A 22,658-nucleotide genomic window follows, 5' to 3' on the forward strand; every position below is an offset into this window, starting at 1 on the left:
TATGAAATTAAATATTATAGCAATTGGTTCACTATCAGAAGATTATAAGAGATTATATAATGAATATATTCATAAAATTAGTTTTTTTGCAAAGATTAATTTAATTGAAATTAAAGAACAAAAAATAGATAACATAGAATTAAAAATTCAAAAAGAAACAGAATTAATATTAAATAAAATACCTAAAAACTCAATGGTATTTTATTTATCTACTAATGCTAAACAATTAAATTCAATTGAATTTTCAAAACTTTTTGTTGATACAGATAATATTACATTTATCATTGGTGGTTCTAATGGTGTTGATGAAAGTTATTTTAAAAACAAAATCAATTTTTCAAAAATGACTTTTCCACATCAATTATTCAGAATAATGTTAGTAGAACAAATTTATCGTGGTTTTACAATTAAAAATAATATTCCTTATCATAAATAAGATTATTTAAATTCTTTAAAGAAATAAATAAAAGATAAATCAAATAATCATATTAAAAGATTTAATATAAAAACAGAAAACAAGTTTAAAAAAATCCTTGTTTTCTGTTTTTATATTATATTTTGCTTTAATCTCATTATTAATAATTTAAAATATAAATAATTTAATAAATAGGAGAATAAGATATGGAAAATAAATCAGAATTATTAGCAAAATTTAAAGATTTATTAGATGAAATTTCATCTAAACAATTAAACAAAGACCAAAAAGAATTAGCATATGAAATATTATCTAAATTTCCTGATAATAAATTGGAATATGTATTCCAATTTATCTGTCAAAGAATCAAAACAGGATTTAGATTTGATATAGCTCCAGAAGCTAATTCGAAAGTAATTGGTATTTTACAAAAAGATCAATCAATGAGTTTTGAATTAAATCCAAATAAATCAAATCAAAACTCATTGATTATCAGTGAAAATTATGATGCATTAAAGAATTTAATAGTAATCGAGAGAGAGAGAGAGAGAGCAGGGTTAGAATATAAATATGACTTAATCTATATCGATCCTCCTTATAATACAGAAACATCAAAAGATGACGGAAATTCAATTGCAGATGATAAAGAAAATATAAAAGCAAACAAATTTATTTATCGTGATAAATATTCTCGTAATGGTTGATTAAACTTAATGAACGAGCGTTTAAGATTAGCAAGACAACTTCTCAAAGATGATGGAGTTATTTTTGTATCAATTGATGATGCAGAACAGGCATATTTAAAAGTATTAATGGATGAAATTTTTGGAGAAGAGAATTTTGTAGGGAACTTTGTCTGACAAAAGAAAAATGCAGGATCAGCAGATGATGCAAAATATATAAAAATATTAAATGAATATGTTTTAATGTATTCTAAAAATATAAATTTATTAGAAACAAACTCACAAGACTTAGATACAGATGACAAAAGTTATAATAATGAAGATGAACACATATTAACAAGAGGTAAATATAAATTAAACCAATTAGATCGTGCTTCCTTAACCTGAAGCAAAGGACTTGACTATATTATTGAACATAATGGACAAAATTATTATCCTGGAAAATCAAAAGAAAACTGACAAAAAAGACAAAATGGAGAACATGCTGAAAAGGATTGACGATGAAGATGAAGTAAGGAAAAGGTTCAATGAGGAATACAAAATGACTATTTGGTATTTCAAAATGATAAAGTTTATTCAAAACAATATCAATTTGCTGATAATGAAGGAAATTTAATTCATAGATCATCTAAATTTAGTAATTTAATTTTAGATGCTCATGGTTCTAACGGAACAAAAGAACAAAAAGATATTTTTAATACTAAAACTTTTGATCATCCAAAACCTACTTTATTGATTAAATATATCATTAATCTAATTAAAAATAAAAACTCCCGTATCCTAGATTTCTTTGCTGGAAGCGGTACAACCGGTCATGCTGTGTTAGATTTAAATAAAGAAGATGGTGGAAATCGAACTTTTACATTAGTTACCAATAATGAAAATAATATAGCACAAAATATAACATATGAACGTTTATATCGAATTAATCAAGGAAAAGGTACAGAAAATCAAGCTTTTCCTTGATTAAAAAATAATGAACCTTATTTAAATAATTTAAATGTATATAAAATAAATTATTATAATGTTGATTTATTTAATAACAAAAAGAATATCGATCAATTAATTCAGTTATTAACTGAATTATTAATAGATTTTGGATTAAATAAAGAACAAATCCAAAATCTTAAAGAAATAGATTTATTAACTGATTTAAGTTCATTAAAACCTCTGATAAAGGATGAAGATGGAACTAACTAAAGCACAAAATTCAGCAGTCTCTAAATTAGTTGATTTTACTTGAAATAAATTAATTACTCATAAAAAAGATTCATTATATTTCAAAGCACCAACTGGTTCTGGAAAAACCTTTATGATCTTAAATTACATTGATAAATTAATTGATTTATCTAAATATGAAAATAACTTAGATTTAGTTTTTGTTATTGCTACATTATCATCTGCTGAATTACCTAAACAAATGGAAGAAAGTTTTTTAGAATATAAGTATTATATTAATAATACAGATTTAAATATCCAAAGAATTGAATCTCCATCTAATACTAAGAAAAATACAAAAGTAGAAAAAAATTATCAATTCTTTGCTGAAAAAAACAATGTTTATATTATGGGTGGAGCTTCTTTTAAAAAGAATTCAATTTTACGAGAAGAACAAGCAATTGAATCTTTTTTAAATGAAATCAAACAAAAAGATTATAAATTAATTTATATTCGTGATGAAGCTCATATTGGTGGAAATATCATTAAAAACAAAGATGAAGTAAAATTTGAACAACAAATGCAAGATAATGCAGATTTTGTTTTAAAAATGACAGCAACTCCATCTTATGATGGAATGATAGTAGAATTATCTGAAAAAGAATTAGAATCAGATAAAGTTAAATTATTAAAATCAAATAAACAATATAATCTAAATTTAGAATCTAATAAAGATTATGATAATGAATCGATATTAAAACTTGCTTGTCAAGAATTTAAACTAATCAAACAACATTATAATGATCATATTAATGAAAAAGGATTAATTGGAATTAATCCTGCAATGTTAATTCAAGTAGACAATGATAGTCAAAACGAATTAAAAAATCAAGAATTCAATCAACAAATTAATCAAATTATCAATATCTTAGAAGAAAACGGATTAACTTGAGTTAAATATTTTGATTCAAAAGATAAAAATACAAATATTAGAACAAAAGAAAACTGAACTCTAAGAGATATATCTAAAAATACTTCACCAGTGGATGTTATTATCTTTAAAATAGGTCCATCAATTGGATGAAATATTCCTAGAGCTTGTATGTTGGTACAACTTAGAAATATTTCGTCTAAGAACTTAAGTATCCAAACAATTGGTAGAATTAAAAGAAATCCGAATCCTGGTTTTGACTTTAGTATAAATTCTATTGCTAATAATTATTATATTTATAGCAATTTAAATGTTATAGATAGTGATACAACTACTGCTGTAATTAAACAAAAATATGTTCAAGAAGAATTTCCATTTGGTTATCTAGAAAGCAATTATTATTCTATTGAAAAAGGAATTATAGACATACAAACTTATGAACAAGAAGTAATTGAATTTTTAAACAAAAAGTTTAAAAATTCTAATGATAAATTTATCAATGAATCATTTTTTAAAAGTTCATATGATGAATATGAACATAAATATCAAAAGAATGATTTTGTTTCATTTGAAAGTCAGTCATATGGAACTGCAAAATTTATAAATTCTAAAATCATTAACATAATAGATTTACAAATATATTTAAATAAATTAAAAAAGAAATACAAAAAATACTTTACAAAGAATATAAATGATTATTTAAATAATTTATTTAATCAAATGAATAACAAAATTTCTAAACAATGATTTGATTATTTAGTTTATAAAGACTTAGCAAATGAGTTTAAAAGTATTTATCAACAAACAATTATAACTCAAATCAATAATCAAAATACACAATATAAAATTGATTTCAATAAAAATCTTCCAGTTAATATACTTATTGAAAACAAAGATACTAAAAATATTATTAAAACAGATGAATCATTTGTTTATGAAGATTTAAATAAATCTGATATTTCAAGTTTTTATTTAGATTCATTAGCAGAAAAAATATTTGTTGATAAATTAAAGACTTATAAAGATATGTATCATCTTAAATTATGGTCTAAAAATCCATTACCAGATGGTATTTCATTTCAATACTTAGATGATAATTATGAATTACATATTTCATTTCCTGATTTTATTATTAAATATAATAATCATTATATTTATATAGAAATTAAAACATATAAAAGTGATATTGATGAAAATAAAACAAAAACTTTATATGAACAATATAAAAAATATATTGAATCATTTAATAGTAATGATTATCAATTAACAATGTTAATTTGTTTAGTAGATAATTCTAGTGACAAATTATATTTTGCAGGAAGTAGTTCAATTCCTGAATTAAATGAGAAATTATTAAGTATATTAGAAAATCAAAATCATATTCATGATAATATTAAAAGCAATTTAGTTAATGGTTTAAATGATATATTTAAACATTAAAATACTTAATTAAATTTAAAAATGTCTCTAATTCTAACAGAAAACCCGAGTGTCTGATTAATTAAAAAACAAAAACAAGATAAAACTAAGCTTTAATAATTCTTGATTATTTATTCAAAAATTGTAAATAAATAATTAACAAAAACACTTAAACAACCATAATATAGATGTTTAAGTATTTTTTAATAAATAAGTGGGAAACACCAGAAAATCAAAATTATTTGATTCCTATTTTTGATGGAACTGTATTATATTTTGTGTAAATTCTCTTTAACTTACTTTTTAATGTAAGAGAAAAGTGATAGCAAAACACAAATCTGGTTCTATTATAACAGAAAAAACCAAACAAAATGTCAAAAAGACGGAATGTCATTTCCGCTTTTTGACATTTTGTTTGGTTTTTGTTTTTTTAACCCTTCCGTCCCTTGATTGCAATCAAGGGATACCTTACTTTTTTAAAAAAAGTAAGACAAAAAACTTTAATTTTAAAAATAATTTTTAGTTGTTTTCTTTAAATATTATTAATAATTGACTTAAGATTTGTCCTCAGTTTGGAGTAATTTTATCTCATTTTGCAAGTTGATTATTTATAGCAAAATATACTGATTTCATAAGTGATTCTTCTGTTGGAAAAGAAGTTTTTGTTTTAGTAATTTTTCTTATGTTTCTATTAAGGTTTTCAATAATATTAGTTGTATAAATTAACTTTCTTATTTCTTTTGGGAAATTAAAAAATGTAACTAATTCTTCAAAATTATCTCTTCAACTTTTAATGGCATACATATATTTATCTTTTCACTTATCTTCAAAAATTTGTAAAAATCTTGTTGCTTCATCAATATTATTTGCCTGATAAATATTTTTCATATCTTTTGTAAACTCTTTTAAGTCTTTGTAATTAACAAATTTAACTGAGTTTCTGATTTGGTGAACTACACATTTTTGTATTTGGGTTTTAGGAAAAACTGCTTTAATAGCATTTGATATACCTGTTAAGTTATCACTTGAAATAATAAAAATTTCTTGTACACCCCTTAATTTAAGGTCATTTAGTACTTGCATTCAGTATTTTGCACTTTCAGATTCACCTATTCAAAAACCTAAGACATCTTTTTGTCCTTCAAGTGTATAACCCATAACTATATAAACAGATTTTTCAACCAATCTATTTTCTTCTTTAACTTTAAATCTAATCCCATCTATAAAAACCATAGCATATTCTTTTTCTAATGGTCTGTTTCTTCACTCAATTATTTGTGGTATTATTTTATCTGTTATTCTACTTACAAATGATGGTTCAACATCAATACCATAAATTTCATGTAATGTTGAAGAAATATCTCTTGTTGACATACCGCTGCTATAAAGTTTAATTACTGCACCTTCAATAAAAGAAATATCATATTGAAATTTTGGAACTACTTGTGGTTCAAACTCAGCGTTTCTATCTCTTGGTATTTTTAAATTTATATCACCAAATTGTGATCTAACTTTTTTATCATATGAACCGTTTCTGTAATTATCTTTAATTGCTTTTTCATGTTCATATCTATCATAACCAAGATAATTTTTCATCTCTTCTTGTAAAATTTTTTCAATTAAATCTTTAGTTTGAGACTTAAGAATTTCTTGAACGTCTTCAATAGTCTTTGGTTTATACTGATTAAATAATTTTTCAGTATCAAGATTAAATGTATTTTTCTTTTGCATAAAAAATCTCCTAATATAAATATTTTAAATTAAATATTTGCTATTAAGAGAATTTACACAAAATTAACTACACTTCCCAGGATTATAAATGTGTATAAGGATTTATACCATTTTTTCCACCAATAACAGATGCAACTTTTGTTGCGTGATCCCCATAATTATTATTAAATCACCAAAATCTTTCTTTATTGTCAATTAAATGAATATCTTTTTCATCAGAAAAATATTCACACTTTTTTCTATTTTACCATCATCAAGCACACCAACTTTTATTCTTTTACCCATATTTTTTTATTTTCTAATATCGATAAAATTTTTTGTCTTTCTTCATAATTAAAATTCATTACATTGAATGTATTGCTGTTTTTATTATCTATAACAAAATTATTAACTGAACTTTTATTTTTTTTAAAAGAATTGTCTTTATAATGATTAGAATAAACATTATTAACATTAAAATAAGTTTTAATTTCTTTTAAAATTTTTTCTTTTTCATAAATATTTATGTATTTAAATTTCAAAAAAATAAAATTTGTATATTCACTTACAAAATATGATTTATTTTTATGATTAAATTTTGATACAATTTTTTCTATATTTTGTATTTTTGTTAAATAGTCTTGATTAGTTGAATTAATTCAGTCAAAAGAAAAGTTTACATCAAGTTTTTTTCATCTTTCATAAGCGAACTATTATAAGAAGAAATTACATTAGTTGCTAAAATAATATTTTTTAATAAATTTAATTTCATTTCACCTTTCTAAATATTTTTATTCTTATTAACAGAATAAATTTTAATTATAAACATAAAATATGATAGCGTAGAAAATAAGAGAGTAAAAAACTACAAGCTAAGTGCTTGTGGTTTTTTGTTTTTGTAAAGGATTAAAAAAAACTTCTTGCGAAGTTTTCACCGGATTAGTCCTTTCAATCACGGACGAAATTATTATACATTATTTCGTCCGTGATTGAAAAAAAATTAGGAGAAATAATGAGTAAACTTAGTGAATTGAAATTGAAGGAAGAAGAATTTGAAAATTTAAATTTAAATTTGAAAAATGTTTTTGAGAAGTCTGAGAGGTTGTTAAGTTTGAAGATTGATCAAATAAACGAGATTAAAGAAAGGCATAAGAGAGATATTGATGGTTTGTTTGCTTTAGCGTGAATTGATGATGAAGAAATTAATGAAGATAGTTTTTGCTTTAGAAAGCAAATTGCTTTTGATAATGGAAATTTAATTCATGGTGATTGAAATTTTAAGAAAGTAAGAGATTATCTTTTTGATAGTAGTTTTAAATTAACTGTTTCTGATAGTTTTGTTAAGGAATTTAATACTGAAGATTTTAGAATTTTTATTTTGATTAAATGTTTTTTTAAGAATTACAAAAGTAAAGTTTTAAAGTCTGAAGTAGTTAATAAATTACGTAGTTTTGATGGTGCTAAAAGTACTTGTTATGAAAGTATTAAGAAATTTATTAGATTAGGTATTTTGAAAGAAAAAGAAGGTTATTTAACTTTGATTAAGAGAAACTTAAAGAGTTATGATAATAAGTATTTTAAGTTTGATTTTCTTTCTGGTTTTGTATTATTTTGCTTTGGTTATAAAACTGCTTTAAGTTTTATTTTGAATAGAAGATTAGTTAATAGTATTAAAACTAGAAATGCTAAGAAAATTGAAATAAAAAGAAGTTATCATAAATTTAGAATTAAGGAATTTGTGGTTAATAATAAGTTATTAAAGTTGCTAGGGTGTGGTTTAAATAATTCGAGAATCTTAAAATCTTTTAAAATTTTTACTTATGGTTTTTTAGGGAAATCTTATGATAAGGTTTTTAAAATTCTTAAAGTATGAAATTCTAATGAAAATAAATTGAATAGTTATAGGGTGTTTTTATCATAAATTTAAGCCCTTTATTACTTAGACTTTAGAAGAAAGTTTACTTTGTAAATTATTTGTAAGTTAAGTGAATTTTCTTCTAAAGTTTAAGGGGTTTAAATGAAATATGATTGATATTCTGTTATTGTGTTTTTAGCATAAATATTTAGTTATGCTGTTTTTAGTTTTATCCTTTTGGGTTAAATATGAATTTTTTGTTAAAAATTCTTTTATTTTGGTTGGTTAGTCCAAAAATGGTATCTTAATTAACTCTTAGAAGAGTTAATTGTTAAATGATGTAATTGCTTATTTTTTTTGTTTATGTGTGTATGTGAGAAAGATATATATATTAGATATATCTAATAGAATAATGGAGGTAGTTGTGGTTAATAAAAATTTGTTTATTGATTTTAAATTTATTACTTCTGATAATGGTTATAAAACTGGTTTGGAAAATTACCATGATATGAAAGGTTGGGTTAATACTGGTGCTTGAATTGATTATTTTACAAAGTTAGGGAAGTGTGCTGATTTTTCTAAATTAGATGAAGATAAGTTAATGTTTTTAAATGATAGAGATACTGTTTTAAATTTGTATAAAGATGCTGTAGAAGTTCATAAAACTTCATTTAAGAGTGGATTACAAGGGTTTGATGGTGGAAGGTATATTGAAAGCGTTAATGTTAATGAATTAAAATCAAAAATAAAAGATAATAAATTACCTTTTTATGAAATGATAATATCAAGTAATGATGAAATGATTAAATCTGGTATGGTTGGGAATAATAAGTGAAGGGAATTAGTTGAAAAGGAAGTTTTAAAGTGATTGGAAAGTTCTGGTTTAGGTTTTAAGAGGGAGAATTTAGAATTATATTATTCTATTCATGGGAATACTGATAATCCGCATATTCATTTAGCATTTTTTGAAAAAACTAATTTAAGGAATTTAGATAGGAAAGTAATAGGGATTCAAAATCAAATAGCAAGCAGGAAGTTCGAGGAATTAAGATTGGGAATTTTAAGAAGATTTACTGATGATTTTGATATTAATTCTATTGATAAAAAGATATCTGAAATAAGAGAATTAAAAGCAAAATTTGATAAGAATTTAGTTAATGGTCCCAATATTCAAAAAGATGATATTTTGTTTTTAAAGAGTGAGTGTATGTTGAATAAGAATATTTGATATTCAAGGTTAAGTAAAAAATCTAAGGGCATTGTTGCTAATGCTAGAGAATATTTAATGAAACATAATGAAAGTTTTAGAGATGCTATTAATGAATATTATTTTAATTATGATGAATTAAAGAAGATAGATATAAAGAAAAAAAGTTTAAGGGTGCTTTATCATAAGAAAATAGATAAAGAAAAAAATGAATTTGAAAGGAAAATTAATAACCTGGTATTAAAAGAATTATTAAGTTTTAAAAAAGATAAATCTAATGAAGTTAATGTAAGTAAGAATAAAAGTATTGCTTTATATTCAAATTCATATTCTAAAATGAGTCGTGATGATTATAAGTATTTATCTAAGCATACTAAGAGATTGTTAAGGTTAGCATATATTATTTTTGATATAGAAAATGCTAAGCAATATGATAATTTTATGAGGGAATTATAATGAGAGTAATATTTTTTATATTAAAAATTTTAGCTATTTTTATTGTTGCTTATTTGTTTTTGATATTAATTTCTGCTGTAGTTTATGTTATTTTAAAACGAAATGAATTAACTGGAGAAATATTTAAAGATATTGTTTATTTAAAGGCTTTATTCTTTGTTGCTAATAATGAAAATCCTTATATTAGATTTCCGATCATTTCTTCTTATTTCATATTTTTATTAGCTTTTAGTGGTTGGATGTTTAGGGAAAAAATTAAGGAAATAGCAAAAACATTTTCTAAGCAAGGTGAATTTAAATCAAAATGATTATTTAATGAAAAAACTAATGAAAAAGATTATAAGCAATTTAGGGAATACATTAAGAAGTCTTTTTATAATTCTTCTGGTTGAGTTTTATCATTTAAAGTTAATAAACTTACTAAGAAACAAAGATGGTTAAATATTTCGCATGATAAGTTAGATAGAAATAGTTTAATTATTGGTGGTACTGGTTCTGGGAAAACTCAAAGAGTCTTATTACCTAACATTCTATATAACATTAATTTATTAGATGAATATAAGCCTAATTTAGTTATTATTGATCCTAAGAAAGAATTAATAAGTTTTACTGGAAAAAGAATAGAAGATAATGGTTATAAAATTTATGTAATAGATTTTGAAGATACTTTAAATTCTTTAAAATGAAATCCTTTATCGCATATTTATGATTTAATGCTTAAAGCAAAAGAAACTAATGATGAAGATTATTTATCATTAGCAAATAAAAAGTTAATTAATATTATTGAAAATCTTAATTGGGGTGGTGATGATTTTTGGACTGCTTCTGGGAAAAAGATAATAGAAATTATTTTAAAGTCAATGCTATTATTTGCTTATCATACTGATACTGTATCAAGGGAAGAATTTAATTTTACTAATGTTGCTAAGAATATTAATGGTTCAAATTTTAATCCAAGATATAGTCCTTTATTAAATACCTTAAATGCTTATAGTGAAATTCATAATAGATGAAAAGATGTAAAAACTGATTTAGAAAGTATTTTAGCTAATTCTGAAAATACATTAGGTTCAATGCTTCAATCTGCTTTAAGGCCTTTAGATAGTTTTAATAAAGATGATTTTATTAAGAATTTAACTTCGAATACTGAAAACTTTAATTTAAGGGAAATCTTAAGTGCTAATGAAAAATTTGTAATCTTTATTCATTATTCTGATGAAAATACTGCTAATCATAAATTAATTAGTATGTTAGTTGATGAAATTTACCAAACTGCTATAGAGCAAGCAAAATGAAATAAGAAAAATTTAGGGTATGAAAAATTAGAAAGAAAATTACTGTTCTTTTTAGAAGAATTTGGAAATCTTCCTAAGATACCTAATTTAGAAAACAAATTAGCAATTAATAGAAGTAGGAATATTTTATTTAACTTAGTTGTTCAAGATATGAATCAATTAAAGAAATATAATACAAATGAAAATAGAGAAATAGATAAAATCATTTTATCTAATTTACAATTTGTTTATTTCTTAAATACTTCTGATATCGAAACCAAGAATTACATTATTAAACTTTTAGGGAAACAAGAAATTGAAAAAACTTCTTATAGTACTTCTGGTAGTTCATCAAGTCAAAACATAAGTTATCAAAAGGAAAACTTAATGGAAATAGATCAATTATCTAAAAAATCTGCTAATGATATATTGATATTAATTGAAGGTTTATTGCCATTATATTTAAAAACTTCTTTAGCATATAAATATTTTAAAAATGATAATTACGTTTATAAAACTATAGAGGAATTAAATGATTATAAAATTTTTGAAATTAATGATGAATTAACTGATTTAGTCCAAAAGAATTTAAGTCCTTTATTAGATGATGAAAAACAAAAGTTAATTAATAATGATTTTAGAATCAATGCTAAATTACAAAATGAAATGGTTAATCAAATACATAATGATAATTTCGATACTATTGAGGAATATTTAGATTTAACATTAAATAATCAAAATCAAATTGAAAATGAATTTATTGATAAGTCTTTAGGTAAGCAAAATAATGTATTAGAAAAAGCATTTATAAGAATTAATGATGAAGATAAGTTAATAGTTTTAAAAGAAGTTATTGATGAATTAATAAGCGAAAGAAAGTATTTATTCTTAAGAAGTGTTTTTAAAGATATTAAGGAAGTTAATAATAGTAATGAATTAAATGTGTTTAATGAATTAATAAGTAAGTATAAAAACGATTCTAATTTTGATGGAATTATTAAACATAGTATTAATGAAATCTTATTGAAATCTAAGAGTCTTTATTTTGATAATGATAAAAAGATATTACTTAGATATAGTTTAATTGATGAATTAAGGAATGATAATAAATATTCTTTATTACATATTATCTTTAAGAATATTCAAATATTAATTAATGATAATGAATTAAATAATTATGAAAAATTACTTAAACAATACCAAGAAAATAAAAATGATTTAACTAAATTAAATTTAGATAAGCAAATATTAAAGATAAAAAATATTATAGAAGAAACAGAAAATTAAGGAGTTTAAAATGAATATAGAAGAATTAAAAAGTAAGTTTTGAAATAAAATAATTAATAATAACTTTAATGTAAGTCAAGCAAAAGAAGATTTGATTTTACAAGGAATGATTGATGATTTAGAAAGAAAACAGGAAAATATAATTAAAGAAGCAAAACAAAAGAATATAGATCCTCAAATAGCTATAAGCAATAAATTTGGAGAATTTTTAGAAACTATTAATGATATTAAGGAAGTTAATTTAGAAAATTTAACTAAATGAGTAATGAGAAATGTTGATGAAATAAAAGATGAAAAAGATTATTATAAATACTTATTATGCTTTTATGAATTAAAGAGATTCGAAAAAATTAAGGGGAAATAAAATGAAGTTTTTTGAGAATGAAACAGTTTTAAAATATATTCTAAATACTAAAGTTCATAAATGATTAGATGATAAAAATTACAATGAAGAATTAGATTGATACTTTAAAGAAAATTGAAGTTATATAGATAAAAACTATAAATCATGACCAAATGAGGAAGAGTTAGATTATTCTTTCTTAGAATATCATTTAAATTTTAAAAACATAGAAACAATTTTTCCTCTTCTAATTGAGTTAGTTATTGATAATGAAAAGGAAAAAGAAAAATTGTTAATAGATATGGCGATATATAATCTACTTCCATATCATAAGAATCATAAGAAACAATTTCAATTCATAGGATATAAAAAAACAAATGACTGAGATTCGCTTAATCTTGTTATTGAAAATAAAAAAACGAAAGAAAAATTTTATATAAATAAAAATAATGACCCTGACTTTAGATGGAATGATTTTAAGTCAATTTCTCATCCAATAATAATTGATAAAGAAATTTTAACTTTTAATTCTGATGATAATTTTTATATATATCCAAAATGATTGAATAAAGTTATTGATGATTTTGATTTAGGAATTAATAATCCTTTATTTGTTAAATTAGAAAAAAAAGGTTATATAAATCTTCCTACAGAAAATGAAGTAAATTTACATATAAACAAAATAAAAGAAAATTGAAAATTAGATTATTTATATGATTTTGATTTATTTCATCATAAACAAAGAATAAAAAAGTTTTTAGTTTTAAAAAGATCTATAGAAGCTATTAAAGAATATTATTTGATTCAATCTTCTGTAAAACAATATCATAAAGAATTTGATTTAAAAATAAATATGTATAAAGAATTACAAAAAAATATTAGTATCCAAAATAATCTTAATTTAACAAAATTTAATTCTTTTTCAAAAAACTTTAATAAAGTTGGAACGGGTCCTGGTTATGATCTTGAAGTTGTTGATTGATTAGAAAAAGAATTCAATAAGATAATTCCATTTTTATTAAAAAAACATACTGAAAAATTAACCTTATGATTTAAAAAAATAGATAATCCAAATCTTAAAAGTATTTACTTTCCTTTAGAAAAAAATATAACAATTAATACTAATCTAAATAAAATTCAAGATGTGTTAAATTATCAATCATTTATGAAAGAATATGCGCAGTTTATAGATTATGAAATAGGATTAAGCAAAACAAAAGTAAACGAATTAATATTACCTTTTTCATTAAGTAATCCGGAATTTTTAAAAATACATTCAAAATATGTAGATAAGTTTAACGAAATACATAGGAAAAATATTGATTTAATAGATAAAAAAGAATATTTAACTTCGCATACTGAAGTTTTTGCTAGGGGTTTTGAAAGGTATTTAATTGAAATAGGTTTTGAAAATACTTTATTTAATCCAAGCATAGAATATTTAGATTCAATACAAGAAGATGTCTTTAATGAATTAGATAATGCTGATAGAGATAAATTATTTGAAATGTATGAGGGAATTTTTAAAATTAAAGAAAAAATGATTGATAATGATTTAGAGAAATTTGAAAACATTAATTTGTTTGAAGGTTTAGAAGAAAATAAAGAAAAAGAAACAGGAAAACAATTATCGTTGTTTGATGATTCTTTTGTTTCTGACGAAAAGATTGAAGTTATTAATGAAGATATGAATAATAACTTAGAAGATAATAAGGAAGAAAAAATAATTGATAGAAGTAATTGGGGTGTTAGTTTATTTAAAGTTTATGGTTATATGGAAAACTTAGACGAAAAGTTTGCTGAATATAATTTAGGGAATCCATTTGGTGTTGTTCCTTTATCTAAAAAAGGAAAAGAAGTTGCTTTTGGAGTAATTTGTAATGCTACTTCATTAAAGAAATCGAATATTAATAATTTAATTTATTTAGAAAAGCCGAATAACATTTTTGCTATACCTTTAGATTATATTTTTACTATGGATCAAAATTCATTTAAAGATGAAACATTTTATAAGAAAAGTTTTAATGAAAAGTTAAATGTTGATGATAAATTTAAGCATAAAACAATGAATCAATTAGTTAAGAGTTTTATTAATGAAAATACTAAGGTTCATAATTTAGATGTAATACAAAAAGATATTGATAATGATAAGAAATTAAATGAAGGGAAAGAAAGATAATGGAAAATAAAGAGATTAGAGTTGCTGAAGTTAATAAAGCTAATTCATTAATGTGATTGAAACATTTAGCAAAAGAAAGAGATGAATTAAATGCTTTAATTAATCAAGTTGAAGAATATGCTAAGAATAAGGAAATTTATTTAAGAAGTAATTTTTTAGAGATAGTTAAGAATTATAAAGATAGTGGTTATTATTTAAGTTTACTAAAGCAATATCATAATTTAATTAAGATTGATGAATTGTGGGATAGGGAATATTTTATGATTTATCAAAAGAAAGTTGTGTTTTTATCTTATGATGATTTAAAGAATATGTATTTTAAGGAAAAGGCTAATGTATAAATTCAAGGAAGAGAGATTCTATTGAGTTAATTATTCTGTTTTGGATCTTAAAAATAAATCTGAAATAGATAAGTTAGAAGCAATAATTAATAAATTAAAAAAATTAGGTTATAAGGTTAAAGATTATAGGATGTATAAATCTTTAAAGAGTATTGCTTATAGATTTGATATTGATAAAGAGAAATTTAATAACTTTTTAAAAGATGTTTTAAAAACAAGTAATGGTAGAAAATTTAATATTAAGTGCGGCGCATTTAGGGAATTTTATATAGATTAAGAATGGAATAATAAGATGAAATTTGAAAATAAGTTTATTATTGATGGTTTGGTTTCTTCAATTACTTATTCAAAATATAACAATATGGAAACTAAGGAATCTGAAGAAATGTTTGTAATTAGTGTTAAGCAAGATAAGTATTTTTATAACATTGTAGTTTTTGATAAAGCTGTAGTGAAAAAATCAAGGGAATTAGGTTTAGTTAAAGATAGTTTAGTTAGATTATCTGGTGAAATTGTTTATCGGAAAGTTAAGGACGAAAATAAGTTCGAATTATCTTTAAAAGGGCATTCAATTGATTTATTATTTAATGAATAGTCTTACGCATGCGTACGCATAATGCGTACATGTGTGTATGTGTGCTCATACATACGAAGGAGGAATAATAATGGAAGAAGAAGTTTTATTTAACTTAGATAAAAATTTTATTGCTTTTGAAGTTTTTGAAAATGGATCTAGGAAAGTAATTGGGTTCTTTAAGAAGTATGCTGAAGCTAAGGAATTATTAAAGTTTAAGGAAAATAAAATTGAAATAGTTCAAGGTTCATTAATTAATCGGAATTATTTGTATGAAAAGAAATATGGTTTTAAGAAATCGCAACATGATCATAGGAGTAAGAGATTATTTTAGATCATAGGAGAGTTTCTTTGAAAACTCGTATTATTGTTTTGGTTTGTACTGTATTGTTAGATATCTTTTTATCGATTTATTGATATGGAGTTAATGATAAGGATTTAGATTGAAGCAATGAAACAAAATTGATTGTTAGTGTTTGTATTATTGTATTTGTTATACTTTCAATCTTTTTGAATATTGTTCTTTGAAAACTGAAGAAAAAAACTAATAAGAATATGTTATAATTATTGAAAATAATTATAAGGGGAAAGATGAAGAAGTTTGTTAAGGTATTTTTAATGCTTAGTTCCTTTAGTTCGTTAGTTAGTGCTGTATCATGTTTTGAAATTAAGTTGGGTGATCCTTTTGGAAATGGTATTGGTTCTGGGGAAGGTGATTCTAAATTAGATCCTAATGATAAGCCTGAAGCACCTAAGAGAAAATATAGCCCTGAAGAACAGAAAATTTATAATAGTTTTGTTAATGAAGATAACTATTTAAGTTTTGAAAATGCTTCTGAGAATTTCTTATTACCTAATCAAAAGTATTTTTTCCAAGATTTAGCATTAGATGAGAATACTGATATGAATTTTAATAGTAATCTTTTGATAAATCATAATTGGAAGGAATTATTACAAAAGCCTTATATTTCTTTAAGGAATTACAATAAGATAAAGAAATTAGATGAAAGTACTGAAGAAAAGAAAGCATTTAAGAATTCTTTAATTGAATTTATTGATAATGAATTTGTTTTAGATGATAAGAAGTTAAGTTCATATTTAGTTAATGGGAAGTTATTTTCATTAGTTAGAAAAGTTCTTAATAATGAAATATCAAGTGAAACAGGAGTTAATATTCAATTTGCTAATGATTTACTGGAATTCTTTGATAAGAAAGTAGTTGATTATAATTCGTATTTTTATAGAGATGAAATTCCTGAGTCTGATTTGCATAAAAAAGCATTTGTTAGATTCTGGGAAGGTGAAGATGAAATTATTGAAGAATATGAAGCATTTAGAAGAGATTTAGATGGTTTAAGTTCTACTTATAATGAATTTCTTAAATTAGGTATTAATGATTTAATGATTAATCAAAAAAGGGATGTAATGAATTATTGAATTAATGATGTCTTAGAAATTAATAATTCAAAAACAAAAGAAAGTGATTTAAACATAACTCCTCTTAATAATCCTTTATTTCAATTATCATTTGGTGCTTATTCTTTAGGGGATAATGATTTTATTAAACGTAAGTATAATTGGAAAGTAAATCCTTATGATGAAAGATACCAAATTCAAGTTAAGAATTTAGGGAAAACGGAAATAGTTGAATATGGTCCGCCGAATATGATTGATTTATTATTTTATTCGGGTGGGAAGAAATTTAAATTAGAAACTAAGGAAAAGAATTTTTATATTAAGGCATTAAAATTTTATTTAGCTAATCATAAATTAATAAGTATAGTTCCATTAGGTGAAGAAGTTAGTTTATATTTAAGTAATATTGCTAATGGGGTTATTACTTTAGATGTTGATAATCAAAATATTTATAATGATTGAATTAATGCTTTAGATGAATATAAAGATGTAATTGTTAAATTCTTAAGTACGAATACTTTTAATTTAACTGAAACTAAATTACCTAAGTATAAGAATAATTTTGTTGCTGTTGATTTATTACCAAAAAATAAATTCGGGGATTTTGAATATACTTATAGATTTGCTAATAATGAATTACATGATGTAATCTTGCCTTTTTATACTGTATTAAATAAAAATGATACTACTTTGAATCAATTCTTGCCTGGTTATGATTTGACTGCTACTAATTTAAATAAGCCGTTTTATGACTATATACATTATTATTTAAATTATTTATTTGAAAATTCTAAGAAAGCAAAATCTAAGCAAAAAGTTTATCGATTGAATTATGATGAATATAAAGTGAATTTAAGAAGTTTAAATAATAAATTAGCTAATGCTGGAGTTAAAACATTTATTAATAAGATAAAAAATATTTTTAATTAGTTATATTTAATAACTAATTTTTTTATTCAATTTTTAGGAGGTGTAATATGAATAGTAAAATTTTAAAAGTTTTTGAAGATGGTTCAATTAGTTCTGGTGCGTTTAATAACGTAACTAATGAAATGTGAAAAATAATTAATATAGTTTTTGGTGCTGCTGCTGGAATAATGGCCTTATTATTCGTAACGGCGATCATTGTTTCTATAGCGCAAAATTCTAATACTGCTGATCCTCAATTACGGAAACAAAATAATAAGAAAATCTTATGGGCTGTTATTGGAATTGCTGGGGTGTTATTCTTTTGGGGAATAGTTGCTTTGATTGTTTCAAGTGTTTCTAAGTCTCAAATAACTATAAGTCCTAATGCTTTAAGTGATATATCAATTAAATTTAATAATGTTTTAAGTAGGTTTTAATGGGTGCTGTCTTAGGAGTATTATTTAGTCCCTTAACGCTTTTGATTACTAAATATGGTGCTGGTTATTTATTATTTACTTTATTTTTAATTCCTTTGATTTTAGGGTTATTAATCATTTCAATAATGGTTAAGATGATTTATGTATTTTGCTTTTATTTCCCTAACTATTTATTATTTGGTTTTAATTCGGCTACATTTCAAAATGAAAGTTTTTTAAATGTTCCTTCTGTTTGATATCATTTCTTAATTGTTTCCATAGTAATTTGGATACTTATGTTTATGATTACTGTAATTAGATTTACTGTTAAAGGGAATTCTAATGAAAGTAATGAAATAATTAAAAGCGCATTTTTTATGGCGATGAAAGGTGTTGGTTTATTATTTATTATTAATGGTTTAATCTTTGTTTTAAACTTTATTATTTTAAGTATTACTTCATTATTAGTTTCTGGAGATGCTTCTTTTGAAAATATGTTTGTCTTGTTATTCTTAAAATCGTTTTTAGAAAATACTAATTTTAACGATCCAAATAAAGAGGATGCTATTTTTAAAGCAATTAGTAATGCTAATATAACTGGGATTGGTGAAGCGTTTTCTATAGGTGTATATTCTAATTTATATGATAATTCTGGTGGAATTATTGGGTTAATGGTTTTTATTGTCTTATGTGTTATTTTATTAATCATTATAGCAAAAATAATATTTGGGGTGGTTTTTGATATTATTTCAAAATTATTTCAAATGATGATTTTATTTGTTAGTTTTCCTGTTATTGTTCCATGGTCTATTGGTGATGGAGGAAAGAAACTTAAGATTTGGAAAGATGAATATTTAAGTGCTTTATTATCATTAAGTGCTTATTTAATAGGTTTAAAATTTATTTCATTATTTATTAATATAGGAAATTCATTTATTGATTCTTTAGATAATTCAAAAAGATATACTAAATTTTTTCCGCTTATATATCAAGTATCTGGTTTGATAACTGTATTTATTAAGATGATATTTATGGCTGGTTCTATTGGTGCTTATAAGGGTATATCTGCTTTATTTATTAAGTATATTGGTACTGAATTAAATACTAATAATAAGGGAGCTGGTTTATTAAAGCATAGTAAAGCCGCTGGAAGAGTTGGTTTTGAATATGCTGATGCTAAGAATTCATTATTAAAAGAAAAGGGAGTAAACCATATTTCGCAATTAGGTGCTGCTGATAGAAGAAAAGTCCGTTTAGATGCTGTTAAAGATGTATCTAAGGGAATATTAAGAGGAATTGTGGGGATGAAAAAATAATGCTTCAACCTAAGAGATTAAAAAATAGATGGACTAAGTTAACAAGGTGATTTAGTGTAAGAGATGCTATAGAAATTATTGTAATTTGTGCTTTAACTTATACTTTATCATGAGTTATTTTTAAAGATTTTGAAATAGCATGGGCTCAATATGTTTGCTGAATTATTTTAATGTTATTTGGTTTTATCTTTATTATTCCTTATAAAGAAAGTGTAGGGAAAGTTTATAATCAAATTTGAAGAATATTTTTATATTGATTATCTCCCAAGAAGTATAAGAATAATAATGATAATAAATCAAGGGATACATATGAATTAAATCCTTTTTCAAGGTTATATGGCCCTGATATTGTAATTAATAAAAGGGTTTTAGGTGATAGTTTAATTAATAAGAAAGATGTACAGTTTAATTGCTTTTGTGTATTCAAAATTCATGGTTTTAATTTAGCTAATGAAGATCAATTAACTCAAGATGTAATGTTAGAAAGGTATACAAAAGCATTAGGTTCATTAAGCAATAAATTTAGTTTTATTAAGATTGATGAAAATGTTAATTTTGAAGATAACATTAATTTCTTAGAAAAGAATTATAAGAAAGAAACTGAATGAGAAACTTACTTAGAATATAATAAAAATGATTTAGAAATAGTTAATAATGATGTTAAAGTAAGTAATTATTATTTAATAATTAATGCTCCTAATCCTGATCAATTAAACTATGAAGCTACATTGGCTTATAACTTATTTTTAGAAAGTAAAATTCTTTTAAAGAAATTAGAAGAAATTGAATTATTGAATTTTTTAAATAAATATCGAAACTTTAATATTTCTGAAGATAAACTTTGTAAATGATATGAAGAAAATAAAGAAATAATGCTCAATCATGAGAAGATTGATGAAGATATTTTAGATGATATTTTTGTTTATGATGAAGTGATTTTTCATAAAAATTATTTTACGATTAATGGAAAATTTTATTCAATTAAAGCTATTGATAAGATACCTTATGAATTAGAAAATACCTGAAGTAAATTAATTTTTAATTTAAATGGTACTATTTTAGAAAATAACTTTCCTTATAAAAATAGAAAAGATATTGATAAGATTTTGAATAAAGCAAGTATTCATTCTGAAGATCGAATTCAAAATGAAGTACAGGCTACTGAAATAGTTAAAGCTGGGATTGATGCTAATGCTGTTAATGAATTTGTTTATCAAATTTCTAAGGGTGGTTATTCATTATTAGATGTTAATTTCATAGTTATAGTTCAAGCAAATTCTTTAAAAGAATTAAGGGAAATTGAAAGGGAAAATGATATTTTGTTAAATAAGGGAAATATGAAATTATCAAGTTTATCTTATTTTCAATTTCAAGGTTTTGTTGATAGTTCCTTATCTATTAATTACAAATTACATAAGGAAGCATACCAAATGAGTTCTTATATTTTAGGTTATGGTTATCCTTTTTTATATGAAATTTTTAATGATAAGAAGAATTTAATTTTAGGTTTTGCTAAAGCTTCTAATGCTCCTGTTTCTTTAGATATTTTTGATTTAGGAAATTCTAATAGGACTAATCATAATATGTTTGTTTTAGGAAGTTCTGGGATTGGAAAAAGTACGGTTGTTTCAAAAATATTAGCATCTAATTTAGCAATTAATAATAAAGTTATTATTATTGATCCGCAAAATGAATATTCAGATTTTTGTAAGAAGTTTAATGGCCAAATTATAGATTTAGGAAGTGGTATTAATACAAGAATTAATATAATTCAAATTAGAAATAATCTTAGGGATTTTGAAGATCAATTAAGTATTTCGCAATTAGTTAATGCTCATATTAGTTTATTAGAAAAATTCTTTAAAACATTGTATGCTGATATTAATTGGGATATTTTAGAAAGTTTATTGAAAGAATTTTATAGAAGCATTGGTATTTATGAATTAAATTCAATTAAGGAAATAAAAAATAAAGAGTGAAAAACGATTTCTGATTTTATTGAATTTATGAAAAATTATAAGTATGAAAACATATTTAATATTGAAGAAAGAAAAAAATATGTTAATTCTTTAATTGATAAATTTTCTAATAGTTTTGAAAATTATGGAAGATACCAAGATTTATTTAATGGTTATACTACTATAGAATTAAAAAATGATTTTATTGTGTTTAAGATGAATAATTTAACTAATACTAATGATGATGTTGCTGGAAGATTAGGTTTAATGTTTGTATTAAGTTTTTGTAATGAAATTATTTATCAAAACTTTTTAGAAAATGAAGTTAGAAGAAATAAGTATAAGGAAGATAATAAGTTAAATTATTTATCTGCTAATGAAATTGATATGTTAACTAAGAGAATTATTCTTTGTATTGATGAAGAGCATATTTATATTAAGGAAAAAAATATTTTAGCATTAGATTATATTGTTGAAACTACTAAAACAATTAGGAAATTTGATGGTTCTACTATACATACTACTCAAAATCCTTCTGATTATAAATCTTCAATGAGTGTAGCTGAAAACGCATCAAGAATCTTACAAAATTGTAATTATTCAATTTTATTAGGTTTAAAGAGTTCTGATATTGATGCGGTTAAATCATTATTTGCTAATTCTCAAAATGCTTTAACTGATGCTGAAATTCATTTATTAAGTCAACAAAAGAAAGGTCAATGCTTATTAGGTATAACTGATAATATTAGATATAAGATTGATTTACATTATAACGATTATGAAAAACAATTATTCTTTAAGAAAGGTTAAT

The 22,658-nt window shown here is 22.6% G+C and carries 19 protein-coding genes; 17 read left to right on the forward strand and 2 right to left on the reverse strand.

Annotated features, from left to right (window positions below; genetic code table 4):
• Position 1 precedes the first annotated feature (1 nt).
• From RRG59_RS02625 to RRG59_RS02635, 3 genes are all read left to right on the forward strand, one after another.
• Complete coding sequence (locus tag RRG59_RS02625) at positions 2 to 436, forward strand: 23S rRNA (pseudouridine(1915)-N(3))-methyltransferase RlmH (RefSeq protein WP_322901968.1); 435 nt, start codon at positions 2 to 4, stop codon at positions 434 to 436.
• Between the two features lie 185 nt (positions 437 to 621).
• Positions 622 to 2,298: a site-specific DNA-methyltransferase gene (locus RRG59_RS02630; protein ID WP_322901970.1), complete on the forward strand. Its 1,677-nt coding sequence runs from the start codon at positions 622 to 624 to the stop codon at positions 2,296 to 2,298.
• Entirely contained in the window at positions 2,285 to 4,627 is a 2,343-nt protein-coding gene (locus RRG59_RS02635; protein WP_322901972.1) for a DEAD/DEAH box helicase family protein, read from the forward strand. Before RRG59_RS02630 ends, RRG59_RS02635 begins: the two co-directional genes overlap by 14 nt.
• 498 nt (positions 4,628 to 5,125) lie before the next feature.
• On the opposite strand, the gene RRG59_RS02640 is transcribed toward RRG59_RS02635, so the two are convergent.
• On the reverse strand, positions 5,126 to 6,337 hold the full coding sequence (locus RRG59_RS02640; RefSeq protein ID WP_322901974.1) for an IS256 family transposase: 1,212 nt from the start codon (positions 6,335 to 6,337) through the stop codon (positions 5,126 to 5,128).
• 269 nt (positions 6,338 to 6,606) lie between these two features.
• A complete protein-coding gene (locus RRG59_RS02645; RefSeq protein WP_322901975.1) occupies positions 6,607 to 6,858 on the reverse strand; it encodes a hypothetical protein in 252 nt (83 codons plus the stop codon).
• Between the two features lie 470 nt (positions 6,859 to 7,328).
• Between RRG59_RS02645 and RRG59_RS02650 the strand changes: the two genes are divergently transcribed.
• The 14 genes from RRG59_RS02650 to RRG59_RS02715 all read left to right on the forward strand — a co-directional run bounded on the left by RRG59_RS02650 (position 7,329) and on the right by RRG59_RS02715 (position 22,657).
• Positions 7,329 to 8,237: a hypothetical protein gene (locus RRG59_RS02650; protein ID WP_322901977.1), complete on the forward strand. Its 909-nt coding sequence runs from the start codon at positions 7,329 to 7,331 to the stop codon at positions 8,235 to 8,237.
• A 358-nt stretch (positions 8,238 to 8,595) separates the two neighbouring features.
• The gene (locus tag RRG59_RS02655; protein ID WP_322901979.1) at positions 8,596 to 9,834 is read left to right on the forward strand and encodes a hypothetical protein; all 1,239 of its coding nucleotides are present in this window, start codon (positions 8,596 to 8,598) and stop codon (positions 9,832 to 9,834) included.
• Positions 9,834 to 12,395 (forward strand): type IV secretory system conjugative DNA transfer family protein, encoded by a 2,562-nt coding sequence (locus tag RRG59_RS02660; protein ID WP_322901981.1) that lies wholly within the window; start codon positions 9,834 to 9,836, stop codon positions 12,393 to 12,395. Before RRG59_RS02655 ends, RRG59_RS02660 begins: the two co-directional genes overlap by 1 nt.
• A 10-nt stretch (positions 12,396 to 12,405) precedes the next feature.
• Complete coding sequence (locus tag RRG59_RS02665; RefSeq protein ID WP_322901982.1) at positions 12,406 to 12,759, forward strand: hypothetical protein; 354 nt, start codon at positions 12,406 to 12,408, stop codon at positions 12,757 to 12,759.
• Position 12,760: 1 nt separating this feature from the next.
• A complete protein-coding gene (locus RRG59_RS02670) occupies positions 12,761 to 14,917 on the forward strand; it encodes a hypothetical protein (protein WP_322901983.1) in 2,157 nt (718 codons plus the stop codon).
• Positions 14,917 to 15,258, forward strand: coding sequence for a hypothetical protein (locus RRG59_RS02675; RefSeq protein WP_322901984.1), 342 nt, complete (start codon positions 14,917 to 14,919; stop codon positions 15,256 to 15,258). The genes RRG59_RS02670 and RRG59_RS02675 overlap by 1 nt, the downstream gene beginning before the upstream one ends.
• Complete coding sequence (locus RRG59_RS02680; RefSeq protein WP_322901985.1) at positions 15,251 to 15,535, forward strand: hypothetical protein; 285 nt, start codon at positions 15,251 to 15,253, stop codon at positions 15,533 to 15,535. Before RRG59_RS02675 ends, RRG59_RS02680 begins: the two co-directional genes overlap by 8 nt.
• Positions 15,536 to 15,550: 15 nt before the next feature.
• On the forward strand, positions 15,551 to 15,853 hold the full coding sequence (locus RRG59_RS02685; RefSeq protein ID WP_260626776.1) for a hypothetical protein: 303 nt from the start codon (positions 15,551 to 15,553) through the stop codon (positions 15,851 to 15,853).
• Between the two features lie 70 nt (positions 15,854 to 15,923).
• The gene (locus RRG59_RS02690; protein WP_260622467.1) at positions 15,924 to 16,166 is read left to right on the forward strand and encodes a hypothetical protein; all 243 of its coding nucleotides are present in this window, start codon (positions 15,924 to 15,926) and stop codon (positions 16,164 to 16,166) included.
• A gap of 17 nt (positions 16,167 to 16,183) precedes the next feature.
• Positions 16,184 to 16,396, forward strand: coding sequence for a hypothetical protein (locus RRG59_RS02695; protein WP_322876210.1), 213 nt, complete (start codon positions 16,184 to 16,186; stop codon positions 16,394 to 16,396).
• Positions 16,397 to 16,423: 27 nt separating this feature from the next.
• Positions 16,424 to 18,178, forward strand: a complete 1,755-nt coding sequence (locus tag RRG59_RS02700) for a hypothetical protein (protein WP_322901986.1) — start codon at positions 16,424 to 16,426, stop codon at positions 18,176 to 18,178.
• Between the two features lie 47 nt (positions 18,179 to 18,225).
• Positions 18,226 to 18,594 carry an Mbov_0395 family pilin-like conjugal transfer protein gene (locus RRG59_RS02705; protein WP_322900596.1) on the forward strand — a complete coding sequence of 123 codons (369 nt, stop codon included), beginning with the start codon at positions 18,226 to 18,228 and terminating at the stop codon, positions 18,592 to 18,594.
• Positions 18,594 to 19,889, forward strand: coding sequence for an Mbov_0396 family ICE element transmembrane protein (locus RRG59_RS02710; protein WP_322901987.1), 1,296 nt, complete (start codon positions 18,594 to 18,596; stop codon positions 19,887 to 19,889). The genes RRG59_RS02705 and RRG59_RS02710 overlap by 1 nt, the downstream gene beginning before the upstream one ends.
• Entirely contained in the window at positions 19,889 to 22,657 is a 2,769-nt protein-coding gene (locus RRG59_RS02715; RefSeq protein ID WP_322901988.1) for an Mbov_0397 family ICE element conjugal transfer ATPase, read from the forward strand. The genes RRG59_RS02710 and RRG59_RS02715 overlap by 1 nt, the downstream gene beginning before the upstream one ends.
• The last annotated feature ends 1 nt before the right edge of the window (position 22,658 follow it).

The organism is Mycoplasmopsis felis (assembly GCF_034647055.2).
In the GTDB taxonomy this organism is placed as follows: domain Bacteria; phylum Bacillota_I; class Bacilli_A; order Mycoplasmatales; family Metamycoplasmataceae; genus Mycoplasmopsis; species Mycoplasmopsis felis.